The organism is Bradyrhizobium sp. AC87j1 (assembly GCF_002936975.1).
Classification (GTDB): domain Bacteria; phylum Pseudomonadota; class Alphaproteobacteria; order Rhizobiales; family Xanthobacteraceae; genus Bradyrhizobium; species Bradyrhizobium shewense.
In genome coordinates this window covers 1-19,362 of the sequence record NZ_PTFE01000060.1, presented here as the reverse complement: position 1 = coordinate 19,362, position 19,362 = coordinate 1, and the positions used below count along the sequence as shown (strand labels likewise).

Annotated in this window: 19 protein-coding genes; 12 read left to right on the top strand and 7 right to left on the bottom strand. The window is 65.0% G+C overall.

Annotated features, from left to right (window positions below; translation table 11 throughout):
• Window positions 1-244: 244 nt before the first annotated feature.
• Window positions 245-469, bottom strand: coding sequence for a hypothetical protein (locus CV770_RS26490; protein ID WP_091966320.1), 225 nt, complete (start codon window positions 467-469; stop codon window positions 245-247).
• Window positions 470-652: 183 nt separating this feature from the next.
• Here CV770_RS26490 and CV770_RS26485 point away from each other — a divergent pair, with 183 nt between their 5' ends.
• Window positions 653-1,012: a hypothetical protein gene (locus CV770_RS26485; protein ID WP_104464469.1), complete on the top strand. Its 360-nt coding sequence runs from the start codon at window positions 653-655 to the stop codon at window positions 1,010-1,012.
• A 9-nt stretch (window positions 1,013-1,021) separates the two neighbouring features.
• Here CV770_RS26485 and CV770_RS26480 read toward each other — a convergent pair whose 3' ends face one another.
• Window positions 1,022-2,125: a mandelate racemase/muconate lactonizing enzyme family protein gene (locus tag CV770_RS26480; RefSeq protein ID WP_104464453.1), complete on the bottom strand. Its 1,104-nt coding sequence runs from the start codon at window positions 2,123-2,125 to the stop codon at window positions 1,022-1,024.
• Window positions 2,126-2,297: 172 nt separating this feature from the next.
• Here CV770_RS26480 and CV770_RS26475 point away from each other — a divergent pair, with 172 nt between their 5' ends.
• The 5 genes from CV770_RS26475 (at window position 2,298) to CV770_RS26455 (ending at window position 7,353) form a co-directional block, all read left to right on the top strand.
• Window positions 2,298-3,131 carry an AraC family transcriptional regulator gene (locus CV770_RS26475; protein ID WP_104464452.1) on the top strand — a complete coding sequence of 278 codons (834 nt, stop codon included), beginning with the start codon at window positions 2,298-2,300 and terminating at the stop codon, window positions 3,129-3,131.
• A 140-nt stretch (window positions 3,132-3,271) separates the two neighbouring features.
• Window positions 3,272-4,198, top strand: a complete 927-nt coding sequence (locus CV770_RS26470) for an SMP-30/gluconolactonase/LRE family protein (RefSeq protein WP_104464451.1) — start codon at window positions 3,272-3,274, stop codon at window positions 4,196-4,198.
• Window positions 4,199-4,393: 195 nt separating this feature from the next.
• Complete coding sequence (locus tag CV770_RS26465) at window positions 4,394-4,987, top strand: GNAT family N-acetyltransferase (RefSeq protein ID WP_091966315.1); 594 nt, start codon at window positions 4,394-4,396, stop codon at window positions 4,985-4,987.
• Window positions 4,988-5,003: 16 nt separating this feature from the next.
• Window positions 5,004-6,650 carry a GMC family oxidoreductase gene (locus CV770_RS26460; protein WP_104464450.1) on the top strand — a complete coding sequence of 549 codons (1,647 nt, stop codon included), beginning with the start codon at window positions 5,004-5,006 and terminating at the stop codon, window positions 6,648-6,650.
• 160 nt (window positions 6,651-6,810) lie between these two features.
• Complete coding sequence (locus tag CV770_RS26455) at window positions 6,811-7,353, top strand: REP-associated tyrosine transposase (RefSeq protein WP_091966313.1); 543 nt, start codon at window positions 6,811-6,813, stop codon at window positions 7,351-7,353.
• A 1,016-nt stretch (window positions 7,354-8,369) separates the two neighbouring features.
• Here CV770_RS26455 and CV770_RS26445 read toward each other — a convergent pair.
• Both CV770_RS26445 and CV770_RS26440 read right to left on the bottom strand, forming a co-directional pair.
• Complete coding sequence (locus CV770_RS26445; protein WP_018318586.1) at window positions 8,370-9,212, bottom strand: AAA family ATPase; 843 nt, start codon at window positions 9,210-9,212, stop codon at window positions 8,370-8,372.
• A gap of 96 nt (window positions 9,213-9,308) precedes the next feature.
• Window positions 9,309-9,554: a GlsB/YeaQ/YmgE family stress response membrane protein gene (locus CV770_RS26440; protein WP_018318587.1), complete on the bottom strand. Its 246-nt coding sequence runs from the start codon at window positions 9,552-9,554 to the stop codon at window positions 9,309-9,311.
• A 123-nt stretch (window positions 9,555-9,677) separates the two neighbouring features.
• Between CV770_RS26440 and CV770_RS26435 the strand changes: the two genes are divergently transcribed.
• From CV770_RS26435 to sseA, 3 genes are all read left to right on the top strand, one after another.
• Window positions 9,678-10,853, top strand: a complete 1,176-nt coding sequence (locus tag CV770_RS26435; RefSeq protein WP_104464449.1) for a vWA domain-containing protein — start codon at window positions 9,678-9,680, stop codon at window positions 10,851-10,853.
• 131 nt (window positions 10,854-10,984) lie between these two features.
• Complete coding sequence (locus CV770_RS26430; RefSeq protein WP_028145610.1) at window positions 10,985-11,398, top strand: rhodanese-like domain-containing protein; 414 nt, start codon at window positions 10,985-10,987, stop codon at window positions 11,396-11,398.
• 97 nt (window positions 11,399-11,495) lie between these two features.
• A complete protein-coding gene (gene sseA / locus CV770_RS26425) occupies window positions 11,496-12,353 on the top strand; it encodes a 3-mercaptopyruvate sulfurtransferase (RefSeq protein ID WP_104464448.1) in 858 nt (285 codons plus the stop codon).
• A 69-nt stretch (window positions 12,354-12,422) separates the two neighbouring features.
• Here sseA and CV770_RS26420 read toward each other — a convergent pair whose 3' ends face one another.
• Entirely contained in the window at window positions 12,423-13,193 is a 771-nt protein-coding gene (locus CV770_RS26420) for a hypothetical protein (RefSeq protein WP_201760053.1), read from the bottom strand.
• 369 nt (window positions 13,194-13,562) lie between these two features.
• Here CV770_RS26420 and CV770_RS26415 point away from each other — a divergent pair, with 369 nt between their 5' ends.
• Window positions 13,563-14,765 (top strand): L,D-transpeptidase family protein, encoded by a 1,203-nt coding sequence (locus tag CV770_RS26415; RefSeq protein ID WP_201760049.1) that lies wholly within the window; start codon window positions 13,563-13,565, stop codon window positions 14,763-14,765.
• Window positions 14,766-14,855: 90 nt separating this feature from the next.
• Here the strand turns inward: CV770_RS26415 and CV770_RS26410 are convergent, their stop codons facing one another.
• Both CV770_RS26410 and CV770_RS26405 read right to left on the bottom strand, forming a co-directional pair.
• Window positions 14,856-15,818, bottom strand: coding sequence for a D-2-hydroxyacid dehydrogenase family protein (locus tag CV770_RS26410; RefSeq protein WP_104464445.1), 963 nt, complete (start codon window positions 15,816-15,818; stop codon window positions 14,856-14,858).
• A gap of 143 nt (window positions 15,819-15,961) precedes the next feature.
• The gene (locus tag CV770_RS26405; RefSeq protein WP_104464444.1) at window positions 15,962-16,177 is read right to left on the bottom strand and encodes a hypothetical protein; all 216 of its coding nucleotides are present in this window, start codon (window positions 16,175-16,177) and stop codon (window positions 15,962-15,964) included.
• A gap of 234 nt (window positions 16,178-16,411) precedes the next feature.
• Here CV770_RS26405 and ettA point away from each other — a divergent pair, with 234 nt between their 5' ends.
• Window positions 16,412-18,061: an energy-dependent translational throttle protein EttA gene (gene ettA, locus CV770_RS26400; RefSeq protein WP_091966139.1), complete on the top strand. Its 1,650-nt coding sequence runs from the start codon at window positions 16,412-16,414 to the stop codon at window positions 18,059-18,061.
• A gap of 7 nt (window positions 18,062-18,068) precedes the next feature.
• Window positions 18,069-19,295, top strand: coding sequence for a lytic murein transglycosylase (locus CV770_RS26395; protein ID WP_104464443.1), 1,227 nt, complete (start codon window positions 18,069-18,071; stop codon window positions 19,293-19,295).
• Window positions 19,296-19,362: the final 67 nt, after the last annotated feature.

Below are 19,362 nucleotides of genomic sequence, written 5' to 3'. Positions count from 1 at the left end.
GGGACTGGCCAGGGCGGCCCGCGAGCTATGTCCTTGTCGCGATTAACCTTTGGCGCCCGTGCCAGTCCCGGGCGGTCCGCCGTGCTGCGCAGATATTGTACGCACCGGCCAAGCCGCATCGACATCTAGCCGTGAACAGCTGCGTACGCGGTCGTTCGGCTGATTCGGACGTGATTCGTTCGGGCCGCGTTCCGAAGGTTAAGACGGAGCGCGGCCCCGTTGCATTTTGGAACAAAAATGGGCGTCAGGCGGCCCCGCGCTGCCTCACGCGCGGCAGGCGCCAGCCTATGACGGTCGCTTCGACCGCGATGCCGGCTTCGTTGTTCTGCCAGCGGCCCTCGACATAACGGCAGGCGAACGGCAGCTGGTACGTCCCGCTGTGATCCTCGCACAGCACTTCGAGCGCAAGGCCCGGCGGTGGTTCTCCGGCGCCGTCGAATTCCGCCAGTCGTCTATCGCGCGTTGCCATTCCAAAAATCTCCCCTAAACAAAGCCGCGGAACAGCGCCCACTTCTTCCGCGTGCGGATCATCGTTCCCCGTCCAAGGGAACGATGCAAGCTCAACGCGAGAATGCGGTGCGAGTGTGGTAGCCTTGAGTGGCTGTGCGCAAACAGCGCACATTGCCGTGATCGATTGGACGAGGAACCCTTCATGCTGCTTCGAAACGCCGGCGTTTGTTTCGCGATATTGCTGCTCGCAACGCTGGCGAATGCGCCGATGCACGCGCAGGACGTGCCCGGCATCGAGATCTGCACGGTCGAGAAGACCATGGAGCGGCGCACCAGCTGCCTGCAGAGCAATGTCGACTTCCTGCAGAAGGCGATCACCAAGCTCACGCTCGACCACCAGCAGAAGCTGGATGCAGCAAACCGCCAGATCGACGCGTTGAAGACGAACCTCGCCGGCTTGCAGAAGACGCTCGGCGATCTCCAGGCCGCCCAGGTCCAGGTGAAGACGGCCGAGGATTTGAAGAAGAAGCAGGACGCGCCGCCGGCGAAGGACGCGAAATAAGCGCGCCGCTCACGTCACGCGATATCGCTCCATCACGTCCCGATCGGGCTCATAGCCGAGCCCCACGCCCGAGGGCACCGCGACATGGCCGGTGGCATCGCTGTCCGCGCGGCCGCCCCAGAGGCAGGCCTCGCGCTTGAGATAGAACATCTCGACCAGCCCGTCCTCGCGTGTCGCCAGAAGGTGCAGCGTCGCGAGCAGGCCCGGACCGAAATACGGCGAGTGCGGCACGATCTTGACGCCGAGTTGATCGGCGAGCGCCGCGATCTTCAGAAATTCCGTGATGCCGCCGACCTTGGTCACCGACGGCTGGGCGTGGCTCACCGCGCCGGCCTGCAATATCTGGCGGAATTGATATTCGGTGCAGGCATTCTCGCCGGCGGCGATGCCGAGCCCGCCCTTGCTGCGGACCTCGGCGAGCGCGGCGAAGTCTTCCGGCGGCCACACCGGCTCCTCCAGAAACATCGGCCGTGCGTCGCGGCAGGTCGTTGCGAACGCGATCGCCTGCTCGGCCGTCAGCGGGCAGTTCATGTCGACCATCAGCGGAATGGTCGGCCCGATCGCCTCCCGCGCGGCGAACACCGCCGGCGCCGTGGTCTCGTGCAGCTTGATTGCCCCATAGCCGAGCGCGAGCGCCTTCCTGCATTCGGCCGCGATGTTGTCGGGCGAGCCGATCCGCAGCAGGCTCGCATAGGCGGGAATGGCCGTGCGCCTGGTCTCGCCGAGCAGGCGATGCAGGGGCACGCCCTCGACCTTGGCAGCAAGATCCCAGAGCGCGATGTCGAGCCCCGAGATCGCGAACATGGTGATGCCGTAGCGGCCGAACAGATGCAGATTGCGCTGGATCTGCTCCATCACGGCGGGGATGCCGGCCGCATCGGGCACTTTCAGCCCGCGGGCCTGCGGTGCGATCATTTCCTCGACGGCGCTGCGCGTGGTGCGCGGGCAGACATAGGCGAACGCGTCGCCCCAACCGGTCAGTCCGGCATCGGTGGTGACCTCGATCAGCACCATGTCGAGGGCGGTGATCGCGGACGCGCCCTGGCGAAAGCTCGCAACGCCGGCGTCATAGGGGATGCGGATTTGGTGCGCCCGCACATCGGTGATTTCCATGACGCGGGTTCCTCTTTCTCGTGAGCGGTTTCGAAACAGTCTAGCCGCGAACGCCAGGGCGTTGCCAGTGGCCATTCCCGGACTATCCTCACGCGAGGACAGCAATGCCGATCAAGCGAAGCCGGCGCTGACGGCGCATCATCGTCACGCTTCGAACGAGGGTTGAGCTGCCATGAACCCTGCCCAGCGCGCGCTCTGGTATATCGAGAGCCATCTGGCCGAGCCGATGACGCTCGACGAGATCGCTGCGATCTCGGGCGTGTCGCGGTTCCACATCGTGCGCGCGTTTGCCGCAGCCACTGGACTTCCGGTGATGCGCTACGTCCGCGCGCGGCGGCTGACGGAAGCGGCGCGGCTTCTCGCGAACGGCGCGCCGAACATCCTCAGTGTCGCGCTGGAGGCCGACTACGGCTCGCACGAAGCATTCACCCGCGCGTTCCGCGACCAATTCGGCACCACGCCCGAAGCGGTCAGGGCGGCAATGTGCGCCAATGACCTCAAGCTTCAGGAGCCGATCCTCATGGACTCCACCATGCTCGACCATCTCGCCCCGCCGCGCTTCGAGACCGCGCGGGCGTTGCTCGTCGCCGGTCCCGGTGAGCGCATCTCCTGCGACAACGGCGCCGTCATCCCCGGCCTGTGGCATCGCTTTCATCAGGAGGTCGCCGATATTCCATCGAGGGTCGGACAGGTCGCCTACGGCGTCTGCTGCAACGGCGACGATTCCGGCAATTTCGACTACATCGCAGGCGTCGAGGTCGCCGAGTTCTCGGATCTGCCGCGACGCTTCGCCCGCATCCGCATTCCCGAGCAGCGCTATGCGGTGTTCGCGCATACCGAGCACGTCGCCTCGATCCGCCGCACCGTCAACACGATCTGGAATCGATGGCTGCCCGCCTCGGGTTTGACGGCCGCGGACGCGCCGAGCTTCGAGCGCTACGACGAGGCGTTCGAACCCGCAACCGGCAATGGCGGCTTCGAGATCTGGCTGCCGGTGAAGCGTTAAGGCTTCCGCAACGCTGGCATACCATCCCGCTTGCTTGGCAAGCCGAGGCGACTTTGTCATAACCGCAGGCAAATCTTGCGTGTGGGGCCCGTGCCGGACATCCCGTGCAAGCCATAACAAGCAGCCGGGAGGGTCCCACAATGTCTGACGTCCGTGTTCTCGCCACCGACCTCGAATTTCCCGAAGGGCCGGTCGTGATGCCGGACGGCTCGGTCGTGCTGGTGGAGATCCGCGGCCAGCGCCTGACCCGCGTTTATCCCGACGGCCGCAAGGAGATCGTCGCGAAGATTCCGGGCGGCCCGAACGGCGCCGCGCTCGGTCCCGACGGCAAGATCTACATCTGCAACAATGGCGGCTTCTCCTGGATCCCGACCCGCAACATGATCATGCCGGGCCCGCAGCCCGACGATTATCTCGGCGGCTCGATCCAGCGCGTCGATCTGCAATCCGGCAAGGTCGAGACCATCGTCACCAAATGCGGCGAGCACGATCTGCGCGGGCCGAACGATCTGGTGTTCGACAAGCAGGGCGGCCTCTGGTTCTCCGATCTCGGCAAGCGCCGCGCGCGCGAGATGGACGTCGGCGGCATGTACTATCTCAAGCCCGGGATGACCGAGCTCGTCGAGATCGTGCACGGCATATTGCCGGCGAACGGCATCGGGCTGTCGCCGGATGAGAATACCGTCTACATCGCGGAGACGCCGACCGGGCGGCTGTGGGCCTACGAGCTCTCCGCGCCCGGCACCCTCAAGCCGCGCGACGTGATCTATCGCGGCGAGCGGGGCAAGCCGATCTGCGGCCTCGGCGGCTACCAGATGTTCGACTCGCTCGCGGTGGAAGCCGGCGGCAATGTCTGCGTCGCTACCCTCGTCTCCGGCTGCATCTCGGTGATCGCACCCGACGGCACGCTGGTCGAGCAGGTCCCGACCGGCGACCGCGTCACCACCAACATCGCCTTCGGCGGCCCCGAGCTGAAGACGGCCTACATCACGCTATCAGGCAAGGGCGAGCTGATCGCCATGGACTGGCCGCGAGGCGGATTGCCGTTGAATTTTTTGAACAAGTGAGCCAAGCCGTCATTGTGCGGGAGGCGAGGTAACTCTCAGACCCTCACCCTGAGGAGCGCGCCCTTCGCGCGCGTCTCGAAGGGCGAGGCCACCAGCCGGGCCTTCATCCTTCGAGACGCGCGTTCCGCGCTCCTCAGGATGAGGATCTGGCACCCGGAATGCCTCGCCGCACAGTGACGCAAGGAGAGACCCCAAATGCCCTGGCCCGATCCCATCACCCTGCGTGGACAGCACGCCCGTCTCGAGCCGCTGTCGCATCAGCATCTCGATGGGCTGGTGACGGCCGTGAAGGACGGCGAGCTGTCGAAGCTCTGGTACACCGCGATCCCGCTGCCGGAGAACATGGCCAAGGAGATCGACCGGCGCCTGGGGCTGCAGGCCGCGGGCTCGATGCTGCCGTTCACCGTGTTCGATGCCGGCGGCAACATCGTCGGCATGACGACCTACATGAACATCGATGCCGCCAACCGCCGCGTCGAGATCGGCTCGACCTGGTACGGCAAGAGCGCGCAGCGCGGCGCGCTCAACACGCAGTGCAAATTGCTGCTGCTGCGCCACGCCTTCGAGACGCTGAACTGCATTGCGGTCGAATTCCGCACCCACTTCTTCAATCACCAGAGCCGCCGCGCCATCGAGCGCCTGGGCGCCAAGCAGGATGGCGTCCTGCGCAGCCACCAGGTCGCGCCGAACGGCACGCTGCGCGACACCGTGGTCTACAGCATCACCGCGGCCGAATGGCCGACGGTGCAGACGCATCTGGAATTTCAACTCAACGACAAGCCGCGCTAGGAGCGGCCGAGGCACCATGGACAGATTTGATTATGTGATCGTCGGCGCGGGCTCTGCCGGATGCGTGCTCACCAGCCGGCTGAGCGAAGATCCGAACGTGAGCGTCTGCGTGCTGGAAGCCGGCCCGTCCGACTGGCATCCCTACATCCATCTGCCGGCGGGCTTCATCAAGACCTTCCACATGAAGAGCATCAACTGGGCTTACCAGCAGGAGCCGGGGCCCTGGACCGGCGGGCGCAGCATCTACGCGCCGCGCGGCAAGACGCTCGGCGGCTCGTCCTCGATCAACGGCCACATCTACAATCGCGGCCAGCGGATGGATTTCGACACCTGGGCGCAGATGGGCAATCGCGGCTGGGGCTATGCCGACGTGCTGCCCTACTTCCGCCGGCTGGAGAAGCGCGTGGGCGAGGGCGAGGACACCTATCGCGGCCGCGACGGCAGCCTCACCGTCACCACGATGGAGTGGCGCGATCCGCTGTGCGAAGCCTTCATGGAAGGCGCGGTCTCGCTCGGCATTCCCCGCAATCCCGATTACAACGGCGCCAAGCAAGAGGGCGTCTCTTACTGCCAGCGCACCATCGACAAGGGCCTGCGCGTCTCCGGCGCGACCGCGTTCCTCAAGCCGGCGATGAAGCGGCCGAACGTGCATGTGCACACCCATGCGCACGCGACCGAGATCATCTTCGAGGGCAAGCGCGCCGTCGGCGTGCGCTACACCAAGGGCGGCCGCGGCGGCACGCCGGTGGAGGTGCGCGCCAACAAGGAGGTGATCCTCTCCGGCGGCACCTATAATTCGCCACAGCTGCTTCAGCTTTCCGGCGTGGGTTCGCCCGATCTGCTGCAGCAGCACGGCATCGCCGTGCGCCACGCGCTGCCCGTCGGTGAGGGCCTGCAGGACCATTACGCCCCGCGCACCGTGGCGCGCGTGAAGGACATCAAGACCATCAACGAGCTCCGCCGCGGCTTCTCGCTGTGGATCGAGGCGCTGAAATGGGCGACCGCGCGCCGCGGCCTGCTCTCGCTGTCGCCGACCATGGTCTATTGCTTCTGGCATTCCGGTGAGAGCGCTGACAGTTCCGACCTGCAGCTCACCTTCACGCCGGCGTCCTACAAGGAAGGCGTGCAAGGCCAGCTCGAGGACGAGCCCGGCATGACGGTGGCGTCCTGGCAGCAGCGCCCGGAGAGCCGCGGCTATGTCCGCATCCGCTCCAACGATCCGTTTGCGCCGCCGATCATCCAGACCAATTATCTCGACGCCGAGCTCGACCGCCGCGTCATTGTCGGCGGCATGAAGCTCGCGCGGCGCCTTTTGAAGTCCGCGCCGCTGTCGCCCTATTACGCCTATGAGGATTTCCCCGGCCCCAACATCAACACCGACGACGAATTCCTCGCCGCCGCCACCGAGCGCGGCACCACCACCTTCCACCCCGGCTGCACCTGCCGCATGGGCCCGGCGGATTCGACCTGGGCGGTGGTCGACGACCAACTCCGCGTCCATGGGCTGGAAGGACTGCGCGTGATCGATGCCTCCGTCATGCCGCGCATGATCTCGGCGAACCTCAACGCCTCCACCATGATGATCGCCGACCGCGCCTCCGACCTGATCCGCGGCAAGCAGCCGATGGAAGCCGCAAGGATTCCCGACGCGGCGGTGGCGTAGGGCGAAGTTCGTAGGATGGGTAGAGCGCAGCGAAACCCATCATCGTGCCGCAATTTCTAAAGGCGCGATGGGTTTCGCTGCGCTCTACCCATCCTACGAGATTTGTGTTTTTAGTTGAGTGTTTCCTCGATCATTCTCCGAGGTTGTGCTATCATGCAGTATGACCTCCTATCGGCGCAACTTCGTCCCGGGCGGAAGTTTCTTCTTCACCGTCAACCTGCTCGACCGTGGGCAATCGCTCTTGACGGCGAATATCGGCCTGTTGCGCGCAGCATTTCGTGAAACGCGTCAACGACATCCTTTCACGATCGATGCGATCGTCGTGCTGCCGGAGCATCTTCACGCCGTCTGGACAATGCCGAACGGAGATGCCGATTTCGCCATGCGCTGGAGGCAGATTAAGTCAGCCTTCTCCCGGAAGCTCTCGCCCGACGAGCTAGTCTCACCGAGCCGTGCTGGTAAAGCGGAGCGCGGCGTCTGGCAGCGCCGCTATTGGGAGCACACCATCCGCGACGAAGAGGATTACGCGCGGCATATCGACTATGTGCACATCAATCCCGTGAAGCACGGCTTGGTCGATCGCGTCTGCGACTGGGCGCCATCGTCGTTCCATCGCCACGTGGCGCTCGGTAACTATCCGCCAGATTGGGCTGGCGATCTGTCGCAATGCGACGACGGTGCAAAGTTCGGAGAGCGCAGTTGAAGTAGCCGTAGGATGGGTAGAGCGCAGCGAAACCCATCGCGCCTCAGCCAGCGCGGCAAGATGATGGGTTTCGCTACGCTCTACCCATCCTACGAAGCTAGCTTGTCCCACGAGGTGGCTGTGTCGCAGCCCGTCAACCCCTCCTCGCAAAAATATTCCACTTTACCGAAATTCGGAATTGCGGCATACATCGAAGCAGCCCGGCCCGACGAAGAGGGGCGGTTCGCGAGTCGTTCGAAACGCGGGCCGGGTTGCGGTGGACGCGGCAGCGTCGACACGAGAGGTAGCGGGCAGGGCGGGTAGTTCCTGTGAGCCCGAGGCCGCGTGTAGACGAACGGCGCTGAGCGCGTACGGCAAAACCGTGTGGTCTTGGCCGTCGTTGCCACGGTCAAGCCTTTGCGGAGATGTGCGCGAGCCCAACCGGGTGGACGGCATCGTCAATTCGCAGGGGCGAGGGAGGCCAGAAGGAAAGTTCGGCTCCCGGGAGAGCACGGCATAAGCCGTCCGACCATCGCGCAGGGAAGGCCGTGTGTTCGGCACCACCTGTATGCTGCTGTGCGGTTTTCTGCGTGTGCCTTTTGCGCAGCAGACCGCGGGTGCGAGCCAGCACCCGGCCTTCCCTGCGCCCTCTTTGTGGAGGGTGGAGCGATTGAAGCAAAGCTCGGGCGAGATGAGCCGCGAGGATGCGAAGGCGTGTCTGCGATCAGGATGTCAGTTGGAGGGGTGCGGCTACGCCGCCTGCTCCGTCATTGCGAGGAGCCCTTGCGACGAAGCAATCCAGAATCTCTCTGCGGAAAGACTCTGGATTGCTGCGCTTCCGCCGTCGCTCTTCGGGCTATGGCGGACAAGCCGCTCGCAATGACGATGGGGAGGCCGCGGTGCGTCACACCGCACTCTCGGGCTCCGGATGCGGTCCGTAGGATGGGTAGAGCGAAGCGAAACCCATCGCTCGCTCTTTCCGGGAAAAGCTGATGATGGGTTTCGCTACGCTCTACCCATCCTACAAGTCTGTCTTCTCACACTTCCCGTCGGCTCAAAAACGCCAGCCGCTCGAACAGATGCACATCCTGCTCGTTCTTGAGCAGCGCGCCATGTAGCGGCGGGATCAGTTTGCGCGGGTCGCGTTCGCGCAGTTGCTCGACGCTCATGTCCTCGTTGAGCAGCAGCTTGAGCCAGTCGAGCAGCTCCGACGTCGACGGCTTCTTCTTCAGCCCGGGCACCTCGCGCACTTCGAAGAAGATGCGCAGCGCCTCTTCCACCAGGCGCTTCTTGATGCCGGGGAAGTGGACGTCGACGATCCGATGCATGGTGTCGGCATCGGGGAACTTGATGTAGTGGAAGAAGCAGCGGCGCAGGAAGGCGTCCGGCAGCTCCTTCTCGTTGTTGGAGGTGATCATCATGATCGGGCGCTGCTTGGCCTTGATCGTCTCGCCGGTCTCGTAGACATGGAATTCCATGCGATCGAGCTCGAGCAGCAGATCGTTCGGGAATTCGATGTCGGCCTTGTCGATCTCGTCGATCAAGAGCACCGGGCGCTGTTCGGCCGTGAAGGCTTCCCACAGCTTGCCGCGCTTGATGTAGTTCTTGATGTCGGACACGCGCGCGTCGCCGAGCTGGCTGTCGCGCAGGCGGGACACCGCGTCGTATTCATAGAGGCCCTGCTGCGCCTTGGTGGTGGACTTGATGTGCCAGGTCAGAAGCGGGGCGTTCAGCGCCTTGGCGACTTCCTCCGCCAGCACGGTCTTCCCGGTGCCGGGCTCGCCCTTGATGAGCAGCGGGCGCTCCAGCACGATCGAGGCATTGACGGCGACCTTGAGATCGTCGGTCGCAACATAGTCCTTGGTGCCGGTAAATTTCATTGCGTGTCCTTGGGTAATCGTCGGCGCGAGGCGCGGGCCCCGGTCGCGACAAGGGAACGGCCGCTCGCGGCGGCCGTTCCTGGTTCGGTCAGGCTTTCAGACCCGTTTTATCAGCGAAAGGATGACGAGCACAATCACCGCGCCGATGGTGGCGTCCACGATGGCGCCGACCGTGCCTGTTGCCAGCTGAATGTGCAGCTGGGGCAACACCCAGCTTGCGACCAGCGCGCCGATGATGCCGACAACGATGTTGCCGATCAGTCCAAATCCCGCCCCGTGGACAATCTTGCCCGCAAGCCAGCCTGCGATCGCGCCGATGATGAGCGCTGCGACAATTCCCATTGCAAACGTCCCCAAAACAACCCCGTGAGGGCCCCAATTCTAGAGCAAAAAGCTTCCCGGTCCAGCGCCCCGCGGCGGTCTCCGCCCCTTGACGTCAGCCACCCGACGGGCAATCTGTCACCCATGTTCCTGCAATTCTTCACCTCTCTGCGCGACGCGCAGGTCCCCGTGACGCTGCGCGAATACCTCACGCTGATGGAGGCGCTCGACGCTGACCTGTCGGATTATTCGGTCGAGAATTTCTATTACCTGTCCCGCACCTCGCTGGTGAAGGACGAACGCAACCTCGACAAGTTCGACCGCGTCTTCGGCACGGTGTTCAAGGGGCTGGAAAATCTGCTCGACGCCATGGAGAAGGCCGAGATCCCCGAGGAGTGGCTGAAGAAGCTTGCCGAAAAATACCTGACTGATGAAGAGAAGAAGCAGATCGAGGCCATGGGCTGGGACAAGCTCATGGAGACGCTGAAGAAGCGCCTCGAGGAGCAGAAGGGGCGGCACCAGGGTGGCTCGAAGTGGATCGGCACCGCCGGCACCTCGCCGTTCGGCGCGCACGGCTACAATCCCGAGGGCGTCCGCATCGGCCAGGAGAAGAACCGCAACAACCGCGCCGTGAAGGTGTGGGACAAGCGCGAGTTCAAGGATTTGGACGGCAATGTCGAGCTCGGCATCCGCAACATCAAGGTGGCGCTGCGCCGCCTGCGCAAATTCGCGCGCACCGGCGCGCCCGACGAGCTCGATCTCGACACCACCATCCGCGAGACCGCCAATCACGGCTATCTCGACGTGCACATGCGACCCGAGCGGCGCAATGCGGTGAAGCTCCTGGTGTTCTTCGATATCGGCGGCTCCATGGACGCGCATATCGAGCAGGTCGAGGAGCTGTTCTCGGCGGCGAAGAGCGAGTTCAAGCACATGGAGTATTTCTACTTCCACAACTGCCTCTATGAAGGCGTGTGGAAGCAGAACAAGCGCCGTTTCACCGACCGCACGCCGACCTGGGACGTGCTGCACAAATATCCGCACGACTACAAGATCGTGTTCGTCGGCGACGCCTCGATGTCGCCTTACGAGATCATGGTGCCCGGCGGCTCGGTCGAGCACGTCAACGAGGAGCCCGGCTCGGTCTGGCTCGACCGCATCATCCGCACCTATCCGCATGCGGTGTGGCTCAACCCGGTGCAGCAGAAGCACTGGGACTATTCGGAATCGACCACCATCATCAAACGCATCTTCGCCAACCGCATGTACCCGATCACGATCGAGGGGCTTGAGGGCGCGATGAAGGAATTGACGCACTAGCGCCGTCCATCGTCATTCCGGGGCTCGCGCAGCGAGAACCCGGAATCTCGAGATGATCAACTGCCGCTCGAGATTCCGGGTTCGCGACTTCGTCGCGCCCCGGAATGACAGCAAAGAAGAGGGAGAACCACATGCCCCAAAACATCACCCGCGGCATCAAGGCGCTGATCGACGAGGCCAATGCCGAGATCGAGACGCTCAACGCCAAAGACGCCATCGAGATCTCCAAGAACGGCGATGTCGTCATCGTCGACATCCGCGACCCCCGCGAGATCGAGCGCGACGGCCGCATCCCCGGCGCGTTCGCCTGCACCCGCGGCATGCTGGAATTCTGGATCGATCCGCAGAGCCCCTACGCCAAGCCGGTCTTCCAGGAGGACAAGAAGTTCGTCTTCCACTGCGCCGGCGGCCTGCGCTCCGCACTCGCGGCCAAGACCGCGCAGGACATGGGCCTGAAGCCCGTCGCCCACATCGCGGGCGGCTACGCCGCCTGGCGCGATGCCGGCGGGCCGACGGAAGCGTGGGAGCCGAAGAAGAAGGGCTAAAACTTGTCACACGCGGGCTTGACCCGCGTGTCCATCATTTCAAGAAGGATGGATGGCCGGGTCGAGCCCGGCCATGACGATTGGAGAGTACAGAAACATGACCACCGCCACCGACCCCCTCGTCTCCACCGAATGGCTCGCCGCCCACATCAACGATGCCAACGTCAAAGTGCTCGACGCCAGCTTCAAGCTGCCGGGCGTGCTGCCGCTGCCGAAGGACGATTATCTCGCCGCGCACCTGCCGGGCGCCGTTTTCTTCGACGTCGATGCGGTGTCGGATCATTCCAACCCGCTGCCGCACATGTATCCGAGCGCCGAGCAGTTCGGCCGTGACATCGGCAGTCTCGGCATCTCCAACGCCGACACCGTCGTGCTCTATGATGCCGGCGGCTGGGTTGCCGCGCCGCGCGCATGGTGGATGTTCCTGGCCTTCGGCCACGGCAATGTGCGCATCCTCAATGGGGGCCTGAAGAAGTGGCGCGCCGAGGGGCGAGCGGTCGAGAGCGGCGAGGTGAAGCCGAAGCCGGAGACGTTCAAGGCGAGCTACGATTCAAATCGCGTGCGCAGCATGCAGCAGCTGGTCGCCAATGTCGAAAGCCGTGCCGAGCAGGTGATCGACGCGCGCGCCGCCGACCGCTTCGAGGGCCGCGCGCCCGAGCCGCGCGCGGGCATCCGCTCCGGCCACATCCCCGGCGCGCGAAACGTGCCCTACAATCAGCTGTTCGATGCCGCGACCGGCACGATGAAGCCGCTCGAGGATCTGCGAGCCGCCTTCACCAGCGCCGGCGTCAAGCTCGATGCGCCGATCGTGACGAGCTGCGGCTCGGGCGTGTCGGCCGGCGTGCTGACGCTGGCGCTCTATCGCCTTGGGATCACCGACACCGCGCTCTATGACGGCTCGTGGTCGGAATGGGGCCAGGAAAAAGGCCCGCCGATCGCGACCGGGCCGGCGTGAGTCATTCGGATATCGCCGCGCTGAAGGTGCGCTCCCTCCCCGCAAGCGGGGCGAGGTAAAGCAAGCGCATCATCGCGTGCGCGTGGTCGTCGTCGCGAACGTCTGCGGCTGACCGAACGGATCGAGCTGCTGCTGCAGCTGCTGAGGCGGCGGACGTCGCACCACGCGGTGTCGCTTCTTCGCCTTCGCCTTGCGCTTGGTCGCCTTGTCGTCAGCCTTGCTATCGACCTTGCTCTCGGTCTTGGCCTTCGCCGGCGCATCCTTCACGGCCGTCGTCGCCGGCTCGTTCAAAGCGGCCAGCTTGGCCGAGGCGGCATCGAGTGCGGAGGACGCCAGGGCCGCGCTGGGATCGACCGGCGTCGGCTCGCTGGCGGTCGCGGCAGGCTCGGCCGCGGGGATCGACGCCGTGGTGTCGGCAGGGGTGAGCGTGTCGGCGGGCGCCGGCGCTGCGGCCTCCGTCGTCGTCTCGGCCTTGGCCGGTTCGGCGACCGGGACGTCAGCCGGAGGTGCCGCGACCTGGGACTGAGCCTCGGTCTCGGTCGTCAGCACGGCGACCTGGTCGGGCTCGCTTTCGGGCAGTCCAATGGTCGGCACCCTGTCGCGCAGCGACGGCTCGGACTCGGCGGTCGGCTCCGGCTCTGCGCGGAGGACCGCGAGCACCGGCTGGGCCGGCTCGGGAGCCTGCGCGAACACCTGCTCCTGCGGGCCGTTCCGCCAGGAGGGGTTGCTGACATACTGCTCATGGCTCGCCCGCAGCAGTGCGGCGGCGCCCAGGCCGAACACCAGGATGGAGACTGACAGCAGGATCGCGGCAAACAGGAAGCGAAAGCCGGGAAGCATCGAGCGGTTGCGAATTTCCGCCCCGGCGGCGAAGAGGCCAGGGCCCAAGAGCCATCTGAACGCGGTGACGGTACTGTTTGCCGCGTTCGCCACGCGGGGATCGGGAGCTCAAATGGGCGGCGAATCAGGCTGATTCGAACATACCGCAACGATTCCGACCCGTTCCGCAAAAAACGGGGCCGAAGACTCCGGCAATTGACGCCATTAGCTGATTTCCGCCCCGTGATGCAACGGGGCAACGGTAGTCTTGCGGATCACAAATCGGCAGGTCCGGCGCAAATAAGCCTGATATGTCTTGAATGTGCCGCTATCTTCGGCCATCTGGCCGTTAACGGTCCGATCGGGCTTGGGGACTATACAAGAGCGATGATGATCAAACACTTTCTGACGATATGCGCTGCCGCAACAGTCGCTGCGGCGGGAACCTCGCTCGCGCAGGCTCAGAGCTATCCGGTTCAGCAGGCACCAAGCTACGGCGCCCCGGCCGAATATCGGCCCGGCGACCGCACGCCGAATTTCGACGCGCTGGAAGATGACGACGACGCGATGCCGCAGGCATCGTTGCCGCCGCCCGGCCCGGCCGACGATCCGCGCTATGGCCGCCCGGTCGGCGCTCCCCCGGTCTACTCGGCCGCGCCGCCGCAGGGTCCGGTGATGTCGCCGGATGATCCGCGTTATGGCCGCCCGACTGGGGCACCGGTCTATTCGGCCGCCCCGTCGCAAGGCCCCGTGATGTCGCCCGACGATCCCCGCTACGGCCGCCCCGCCGGTCCGCCGCCGGTGATCTACGCCAATCGTCCGGGCCAAGGTCAGGCCCCCGCCGGTGACGGCATGCGTCCGCCGGAGGCCGTTGGTGGTCCCGCCGCGACCGGAACGGTCCAGGCCGGGCAGCCGCCGGTCGGCGCCGATGGAAGGCCGATGACGATGGCCGCGCTGCCGCCAGAGGAGCAGCCCGATGCCGCGCCGGTGCAGTTGCCGCAAAACCTGCGCCGCCAGGAGGTCGCGTTCCAGACCAAGGAGCCGGCCGGCACCCTCGTGGTCGATACGCCCAACACCTATCTCTACTACGTGCTCGGAGGCGGCCGTGCGATCCGCTACGGCGTCCGCGTCGGCCGCGACGGCTTCACCTGGACCGGCGTGCAGAAGATCACCCGCAAGGCCGAGTGGCCGGATTGGCATCCGCCGACCGAGATGATCGAGCGCCAGCCCTATCTGCCGCGCTTCATGGCCGGCGGTCCCGGCAATCCGCTCGGCGCCCGCGCGATGTATCTCGGCTCGACGGTCTACCGCATCCACGGTACCAACCAGCCCTCGACCATCGGCAAGTTCGTCTCGTCCGGCTGCATCGGCATGCTGAACGAGGACGTCTCCGACCTGTTCGATCGCGTCAAGGTCGGCACCCGCGTGGTGGTGATGCCGGGTGGCTCGCCGCCGGGAACGGCGACCGCCTCTGCTGCGCCCGCGCCCGGTCCTGCCGCAGGTCCGGCTCCGATGGCCGCCCAGTCCGGTCCGGTTCCCGGCACGCAGCCGACCGTGGTGCCGCCGCTGCCTGCGCCGGTCACCGTGCGCTAAGCGCGTCGAGAATATTCAGATTGAAAAAGGGCGTGCCATCGGCACGCCCCAGTTTTTTAGGATCCGCGTCATTCAGGCCAGCTTGGTCATTCAGGCCAGCTTGCGTGGCAGCTCGCGGCCCCCGGTGAAGGCGTCGATCGCCTCGACCATCTGGCCATAATGGATGCGCAGTCCGTCCTCGGTGGCGTAGCCGAGATGCGGCGTCAGCACGAGGTTGTCGAGCTTGCGGAAGGGATGGTCGACCGGTAGCGGCTCGACCGCGAACACGTCGATGCCGGCGCCCGCGATCTTCTTCTGCTGCAAGGCCTCAAGCAGCGCCTGCTCGTCCACGATCGGCCCGCGCGCGGTGTTGACGAGGAACGCGGTCGGCTTCATTCGCGCCAGATCGGCGGCGCCGACCAGCCCGCGCGAGCGCTCGCTCAGCACCACATGGATGGTGACGATGTCAGCCTTGGCGAACAGCTCCTCCTTGGTGGCGTAGCCGACGCCGGCCGCCGCGCATTTCTCCGGCGTGAGGTTCGGGCTCCAGGCGATCACGTTCATGCCGAACGCCTTGGCGATCCCGGCCATCCTGCTGCCGAGCTTGCCGAGCCCGACAATGCCGAGCGTCATGCCCTCGATCTCGACGCCGGCAAAGGTCTGCCAGGGCTCGCCGGCATGCATGCGCGCGTTCTCGCGGCCGATGCCGCGGGTCAGCTCCAGGATCAGCCCCATGGTGAGGGGCGCTGTGGGATCGCGCGAATATTGCGTGCCGCCGATGGTGACGCCGCGCGCCTTCGCGGCATCCATGTCGATCGCGGCATTGCGCATGCCTGACGTGAGCAGCAGCTTCAGCTTCGGCAGGCTCTCGAACAGGCTCTTCGGAAATGCCGTCCGCTCGCGCATCGCGCAGATGATCTCGAAATCGGCCAGCGCGCTGGCTGCGGCCTGTTCGGAGGCGAAGGGATGGCTGAACACGGTGACGTCGAGGCGGTCGGACAGTTTCTGCCAGTCGGCGACGTCGAGCGCGAGGTTGAAATAGTCGTCGAGAATTGCACAGCGCAGCCGGCTCATCAGCGTTCATCCAAGGCCAGAGTTGATGGCGAGAGGTGAGGGCGCTGGGCGAGCGCCATCGTCGGAACCAGGCCATGGTTGCGCGCAATCAGGACGGCGCGCAAGCCGCTTGCGTCTTCAAAAGTCCGATAGGAAGGAGGCGCTCAGAGGTCGCGGGGCTTGAGGCGGAACGGCGCATCCATGCCGTGCTTGGCGCGCCAGGCGGGACCGGGGCCACGCATGTAGTGCAGTTCGGGCCGGTAGGGATTGAAGGCGGTGGCGAAGAAGCGCTTCCAGAATCCCATGACCTCCGAGACGAGCCCGGAGACGTGGCCGGCTTCTGCCGGAACAGGAAGTGAGTTGGTCTCGATCAGAGCCATGATGCGGCCTCGCTGTGCTCCCGTTCGTTCTGAGCGGGTGGCGCTGTTTCCGCGCGAAACCGAGCTTTCGGCCTGATTTATTAAAAGATGGTTTCAATTGTCCGGATCGGTGACCGGATGGTGTCCGTCCCGTATTCATCCGTGGTGAACGGACGGAAAACGTTGCCCTTTGGGGGCGGGATCGCTACATCGCAGGCTAAGCAAATTTCCTCAAATCGAAGGTTTTCGGGACCGATGGCGCGCCAGTTCATCTATTTCATGCAGGGCCTGACCAAGAGCTACCCGACCCGGAAGGTGCTCGATAACATCCATCTGTCGTTCTACCCGGACGCCAAGATCGGCGTGCTCGGCGTCAACGGCTCGGGCAAGTCGACGTTGCTCAAGATCATGGCTGGCCTCGACAAGGAGTATAACGGCGAGGCCTGGGTCGCGCAGGGCGCCCGTGTCGGCTATCTCGAGCAGGAGCCGCATCTCGATCCGGCACTCAGCGCGCGCGAGAACGTCATGCTGGGCGTCGCCAAGCAGAAGGCCATCCTCGATCGCTACAACGAGCTGGCGATGAACTACTCCGAGGAGACCGCCGACGAGATGACCAAGCTGCAGGACGAGATCGAGGCCCAGGGCCTCTGGGATCTCGACAGCAAGGTCGACCAGGCCATGGACGCGCTGCGCTGCCCGCCCGACGATGCCGACGTCACCAAGCTCTCGGGCGGTGAGCGCCGCCGCGTCGCGCTGTGCAAGCTGCTGCTCGACCAGCCCGAACTGCTGCTGCTGGACGAGCCGACCAACCATCTCGATGCCGAGTCGGTGTCCTGGCTCGAAGGCCATCTGCGCAACTATCCCGGCGCGATCCTGATCGTCACCCACGATCGCTACTTCCTCGACAACGTAACGAGCTGGATCCTCGAGCTCGATCGCGGCAAGGGCATTCCCTACGAGGGCAACTACTCATCCTGGCTGGTGCAGAAGCAGAAGCGGCTGGAGCAGGAGGGACGCGAGGACGCAGCGCACCAGAAGACGCTCGCGCGCGAGCAGGAATGGGTCGCCTCGTCGCCGAAGGCGCGTCAGGCCAAATCCAAGGCGCGCTATCAGCGCTACGAAGACTTGCTCAAGCAGGCGAGCGAGAAGCAGACCCAGACCGCGCAGATCATCATTCCAGTTGCCGAGCGGCTCGGCGCCAACGTGGTCGACTTCGAGGGCCTCAGCAAAGGCTTTGGCGATCGCCTGCTGATCGACGATCTCACCTTCAAGCTGCCGCCCGGCGGCATCGTGGGCGTGATCGGCGCCAACGGCGCCGGCAAGACCACGCTGTTCAAGATGATCACCAAGCAGGACACGCCGGACAAGGGCACCATCACGGTCGGCGAGACCGTGCATCTCGGTTATGTCGACCAGTCGCGCGACGCGCTCGACGGCAACAAGAACGTGTGGGAGGAGATCTCCGGCGGCAACGAGCTGATCCTGCTCGGCAAGAAGGAAGTGAACTCGCGCGGCTATTGCTCGGCCTTCAACTTCAAGGGCGCCGACCAGCAGAAGAAGGTCGGTGCGCTCTCCGGCGGTGAGCGCAACCGCGTACATCTCGCCAAGATGCTGAAGTCCGGCGCCAACGTCCTGCTGCTCGACGAGCCGACCAACGACCTCGACGTCGACACGCTGCGCGCGCTCGAAGAGGCGCTGGAGGATTTTGCCGGCTGCGCCGTCATCATCAGCCATGATCGCTGGTTCCTCGACCGCATCGCGACCCACATGCTGGCCTTCGAGGGCGACAGCCACGTCGAATGGTTCGAAGGCAACTTCCAGGACTACGAGAAGGATAAGATGCGCCGGCTCGGCCAGGACAGCATCATTCCGCACCGCGTGAAGTACAAGAAGCTGACGCGGTGATCCCGGCATGATGCGGCGGGCGCTCATTGCTGCGGTGATCGTTGTCACCTGCGGCTGGTCGTCCGCCCGCGCCGCCGATGCGGCCTTCACGCAGTTCATCGCCTCGCTGTGGCCGGAGGCGCAGGCAGAAGGCGTCTCGCGCAAGACGTTCGACGAGCAGACGCGCGGGCTTGAGCCCGACTACAAGCTGCCTGATCTCATCCTGCCGGGACGGCCCGCGCTAGGTGCGCCGTCGCAGGCCGAGTTCGTGCAGGTGCCGGCCGATTACGTCAAGGAAGCCTCGATCGCGCGGCTTGCGGGCGAGGGGCAGCGGCTGCTGCAGAAATATCGCGCTTCGCTGAGCGAGATCGAGAAGAAGTCCGGCGTGCCGGCAACCGTGATGCTCGCTATCTGGGGCCGCGAGACCGATTACGGCCGCTACACGCTGCCTTACGATCTCGTCCGCGTGCTGGCGACGCAGGCCTATGTCGGGCGACGCAAGGATCAATACCGCACCGAGTTCATCCTTGCGCTGAAGATCCTCGGCGAAGGCGTGATGACGCGCAAGGACATGCGCTCGTCCTGGGCGGGCGCCACCGGGCTGACGCAGTTCCTGCCGTCCGAATATTACAAGCACGGCGTCGATTTCGACGGCGACGGCCGCATCGACATCTGGCATTCGGTGCCGGATGCGCTGGCGTCCGCCGCGCAGCAGCTCGTCAACAAGGGTTGGCAGAGCGGCGTGCGCTGGGCCTACGAGGTGCAGGCGCCGTCGAAGGTCGATTGCACCACCGGCGTGCCCGAGGTGACGAAGCCGATCAGCCAGTGGCTGCGTGAAGGTTTCGTGCCGGTGCGCGGGCAGAAGCTGAGTGCCACTGAACAGGCGCAGCCGGCCTCGCTGCTCCAGCCGGAAGGCATCTATGGCCCCTCGTTCCTGACGACGAAGAACTACTTCGTCATCAAGGAATACAATTTCTCCGATCTCTATGTGCTGTTCGTCGGGCACCTTGCCGACCGCATAACGAGCCCGCTTCCGTTCGCAACGCCATGGGTGGCCTCGAAGCAATTGCGCACCAGGGATGTCGAGACCATGCAGCGTGGGCTCACGCGCGTCGGGCTCTACAAGGACAAGATCGACGGCAAGGCCGGCATGCAGACGCGCGCCGCGCTCGGTGCCTATCAGAAGTCGGCAGGCCTCAAGGTCGATTGCTGGCCGAGCGAAGAGGTGCTGCGCTCGATCCAGGCGGCGCGATAGCGCGCGACCAAAGAAAAAGCCCGGCCGATGGTCTCGGCCGGGCTTCGATCGCGGCGCTCACGAGCGC

Coding starts and splice junctions, on each gene's coding strand:
- CV770_RS26435 (WP_104464449.1), top strand. CDS start 9,678: ATGTTCCTGCAATTCTTCACCTCTCTGCGCGACGCGCAGGTCCCCGTG.
- CV770_RS26455 (WP_091966313.1), top strand. CDS start 6,811: ATGACCTCCTATCGGCGCAACTTCGTCCCGGGCGGAAGTTTCTTCTTC.
- CV770_RS26410 (WP_104464445.1), bottom strand. CDS start 15,818: ATGAGCCGGCTGCGCTGTGCAATTCTCGACGACTATTTCAACCTCGCG.
- ettA (WP_091966139.1), top strand. CDS start 16,412: ATGGCGCGCCAGTTCATCTATTTCATGCAGGGCCTGACCAAGAGCTAC.
- CV770_RS26485 (WP_104464469.1), top strand. CDS start 653: ATGCTGCTTCGAAACGCCGGCGTTTGTTTCGCGATATTGCTGCTCGCA.
- CV770_RS26480 (WP_104464453.1), bottom strand. CDS start 2,125: ATGGAAATCACCGATGTGCGGGCGCACCAAATCCGCATCCCCTATGAC.
- CV770_RS26395 (WP_104464443.1), top strand. CDS start 18,069: ATGATGCGGCGGGCGCTCATTGCTGCGGTGATCGTTGTCACCTGCGGC.
- CV770_RS26475 (WP_104464452.1), top strand. CDS start 2,298: ATGAACCCTGCCCAGCGCGCGCTCTGGTATATCGAGAGCCATCTGGCC.
- CV770_RS26405 (WP_104464444.1), bottom strand. CDS start 16,177: ATGGCTCTGATCGAGACCAACTCACTTCCTGTTCCGGCAGAAGCCGGC.
- CV770_RS26440 (WP_018318587.1), bottom strand. CDS start 9,554: ATGGGAATTGTCGCAGCGCTCATCATCGGCGCGATCGCAGGCTGGCTT.
- CV770_RS26460 (WP_104464450.1), top strand. CDS start 5,004: ATGGACAGATTTGATTATGTGATCGTCGGCGCGGGCTCTGCCGGATGC.
- CV770_RS26445 (WP_018318586.1), bottom strand. CDS start 9,212: ATGAAATTTACCGGCACCAAGGACTATGTTGCGACCGACGATCTCAAG.
- CV770_RS26415 (WP_201760049.1), top strand. CDS start 13,563: ATGATCAAACACTTTCTGACGATATGCGCTGCCGCAACAGTCGCTGCG.
- CV770_RS26490 (WP_091966320.1), bottom strand. CDS start 469: ATGGCAACGCGCGATAGACGACTGGCGGAATTCGACGGCGCCGGAGAA.
- CV770_RS26465 (WP_091966315.1), top strand. CDS start 4,394: ATGCCCTGGCCCGATCCCATCACCCTGCGTGGACAGCACGCCCGTCTC.
- CV770_RS26420 (WP_201760053.1), bottom strand. CDS start 13,193: ATGCTTCCCGGCTTTCGCTTCCTGTTTGCCGCGATCCTGCTGTCAGTC.
- CV770_RS26470 (WP_104464451.1), top strand. CDS start 3,272: ATGTCTGACGTCCGTGTTCTCGCCACCGACCTCGAATTTCCCGAAGGG.
- CV770_RS26430 (WP_028145610.1), top strand. CDS start 10,985: ATGCCCCAAAACATCACCCGCGGCATCAAGGCGCTGATCGACGAGGCC.
- sseA (WP_104464448.1), top strand. CDS start 11,496: ATGACCACCGCCACCGACCCCCTCGTCTCCACCGAATGGCTCGCCGCC.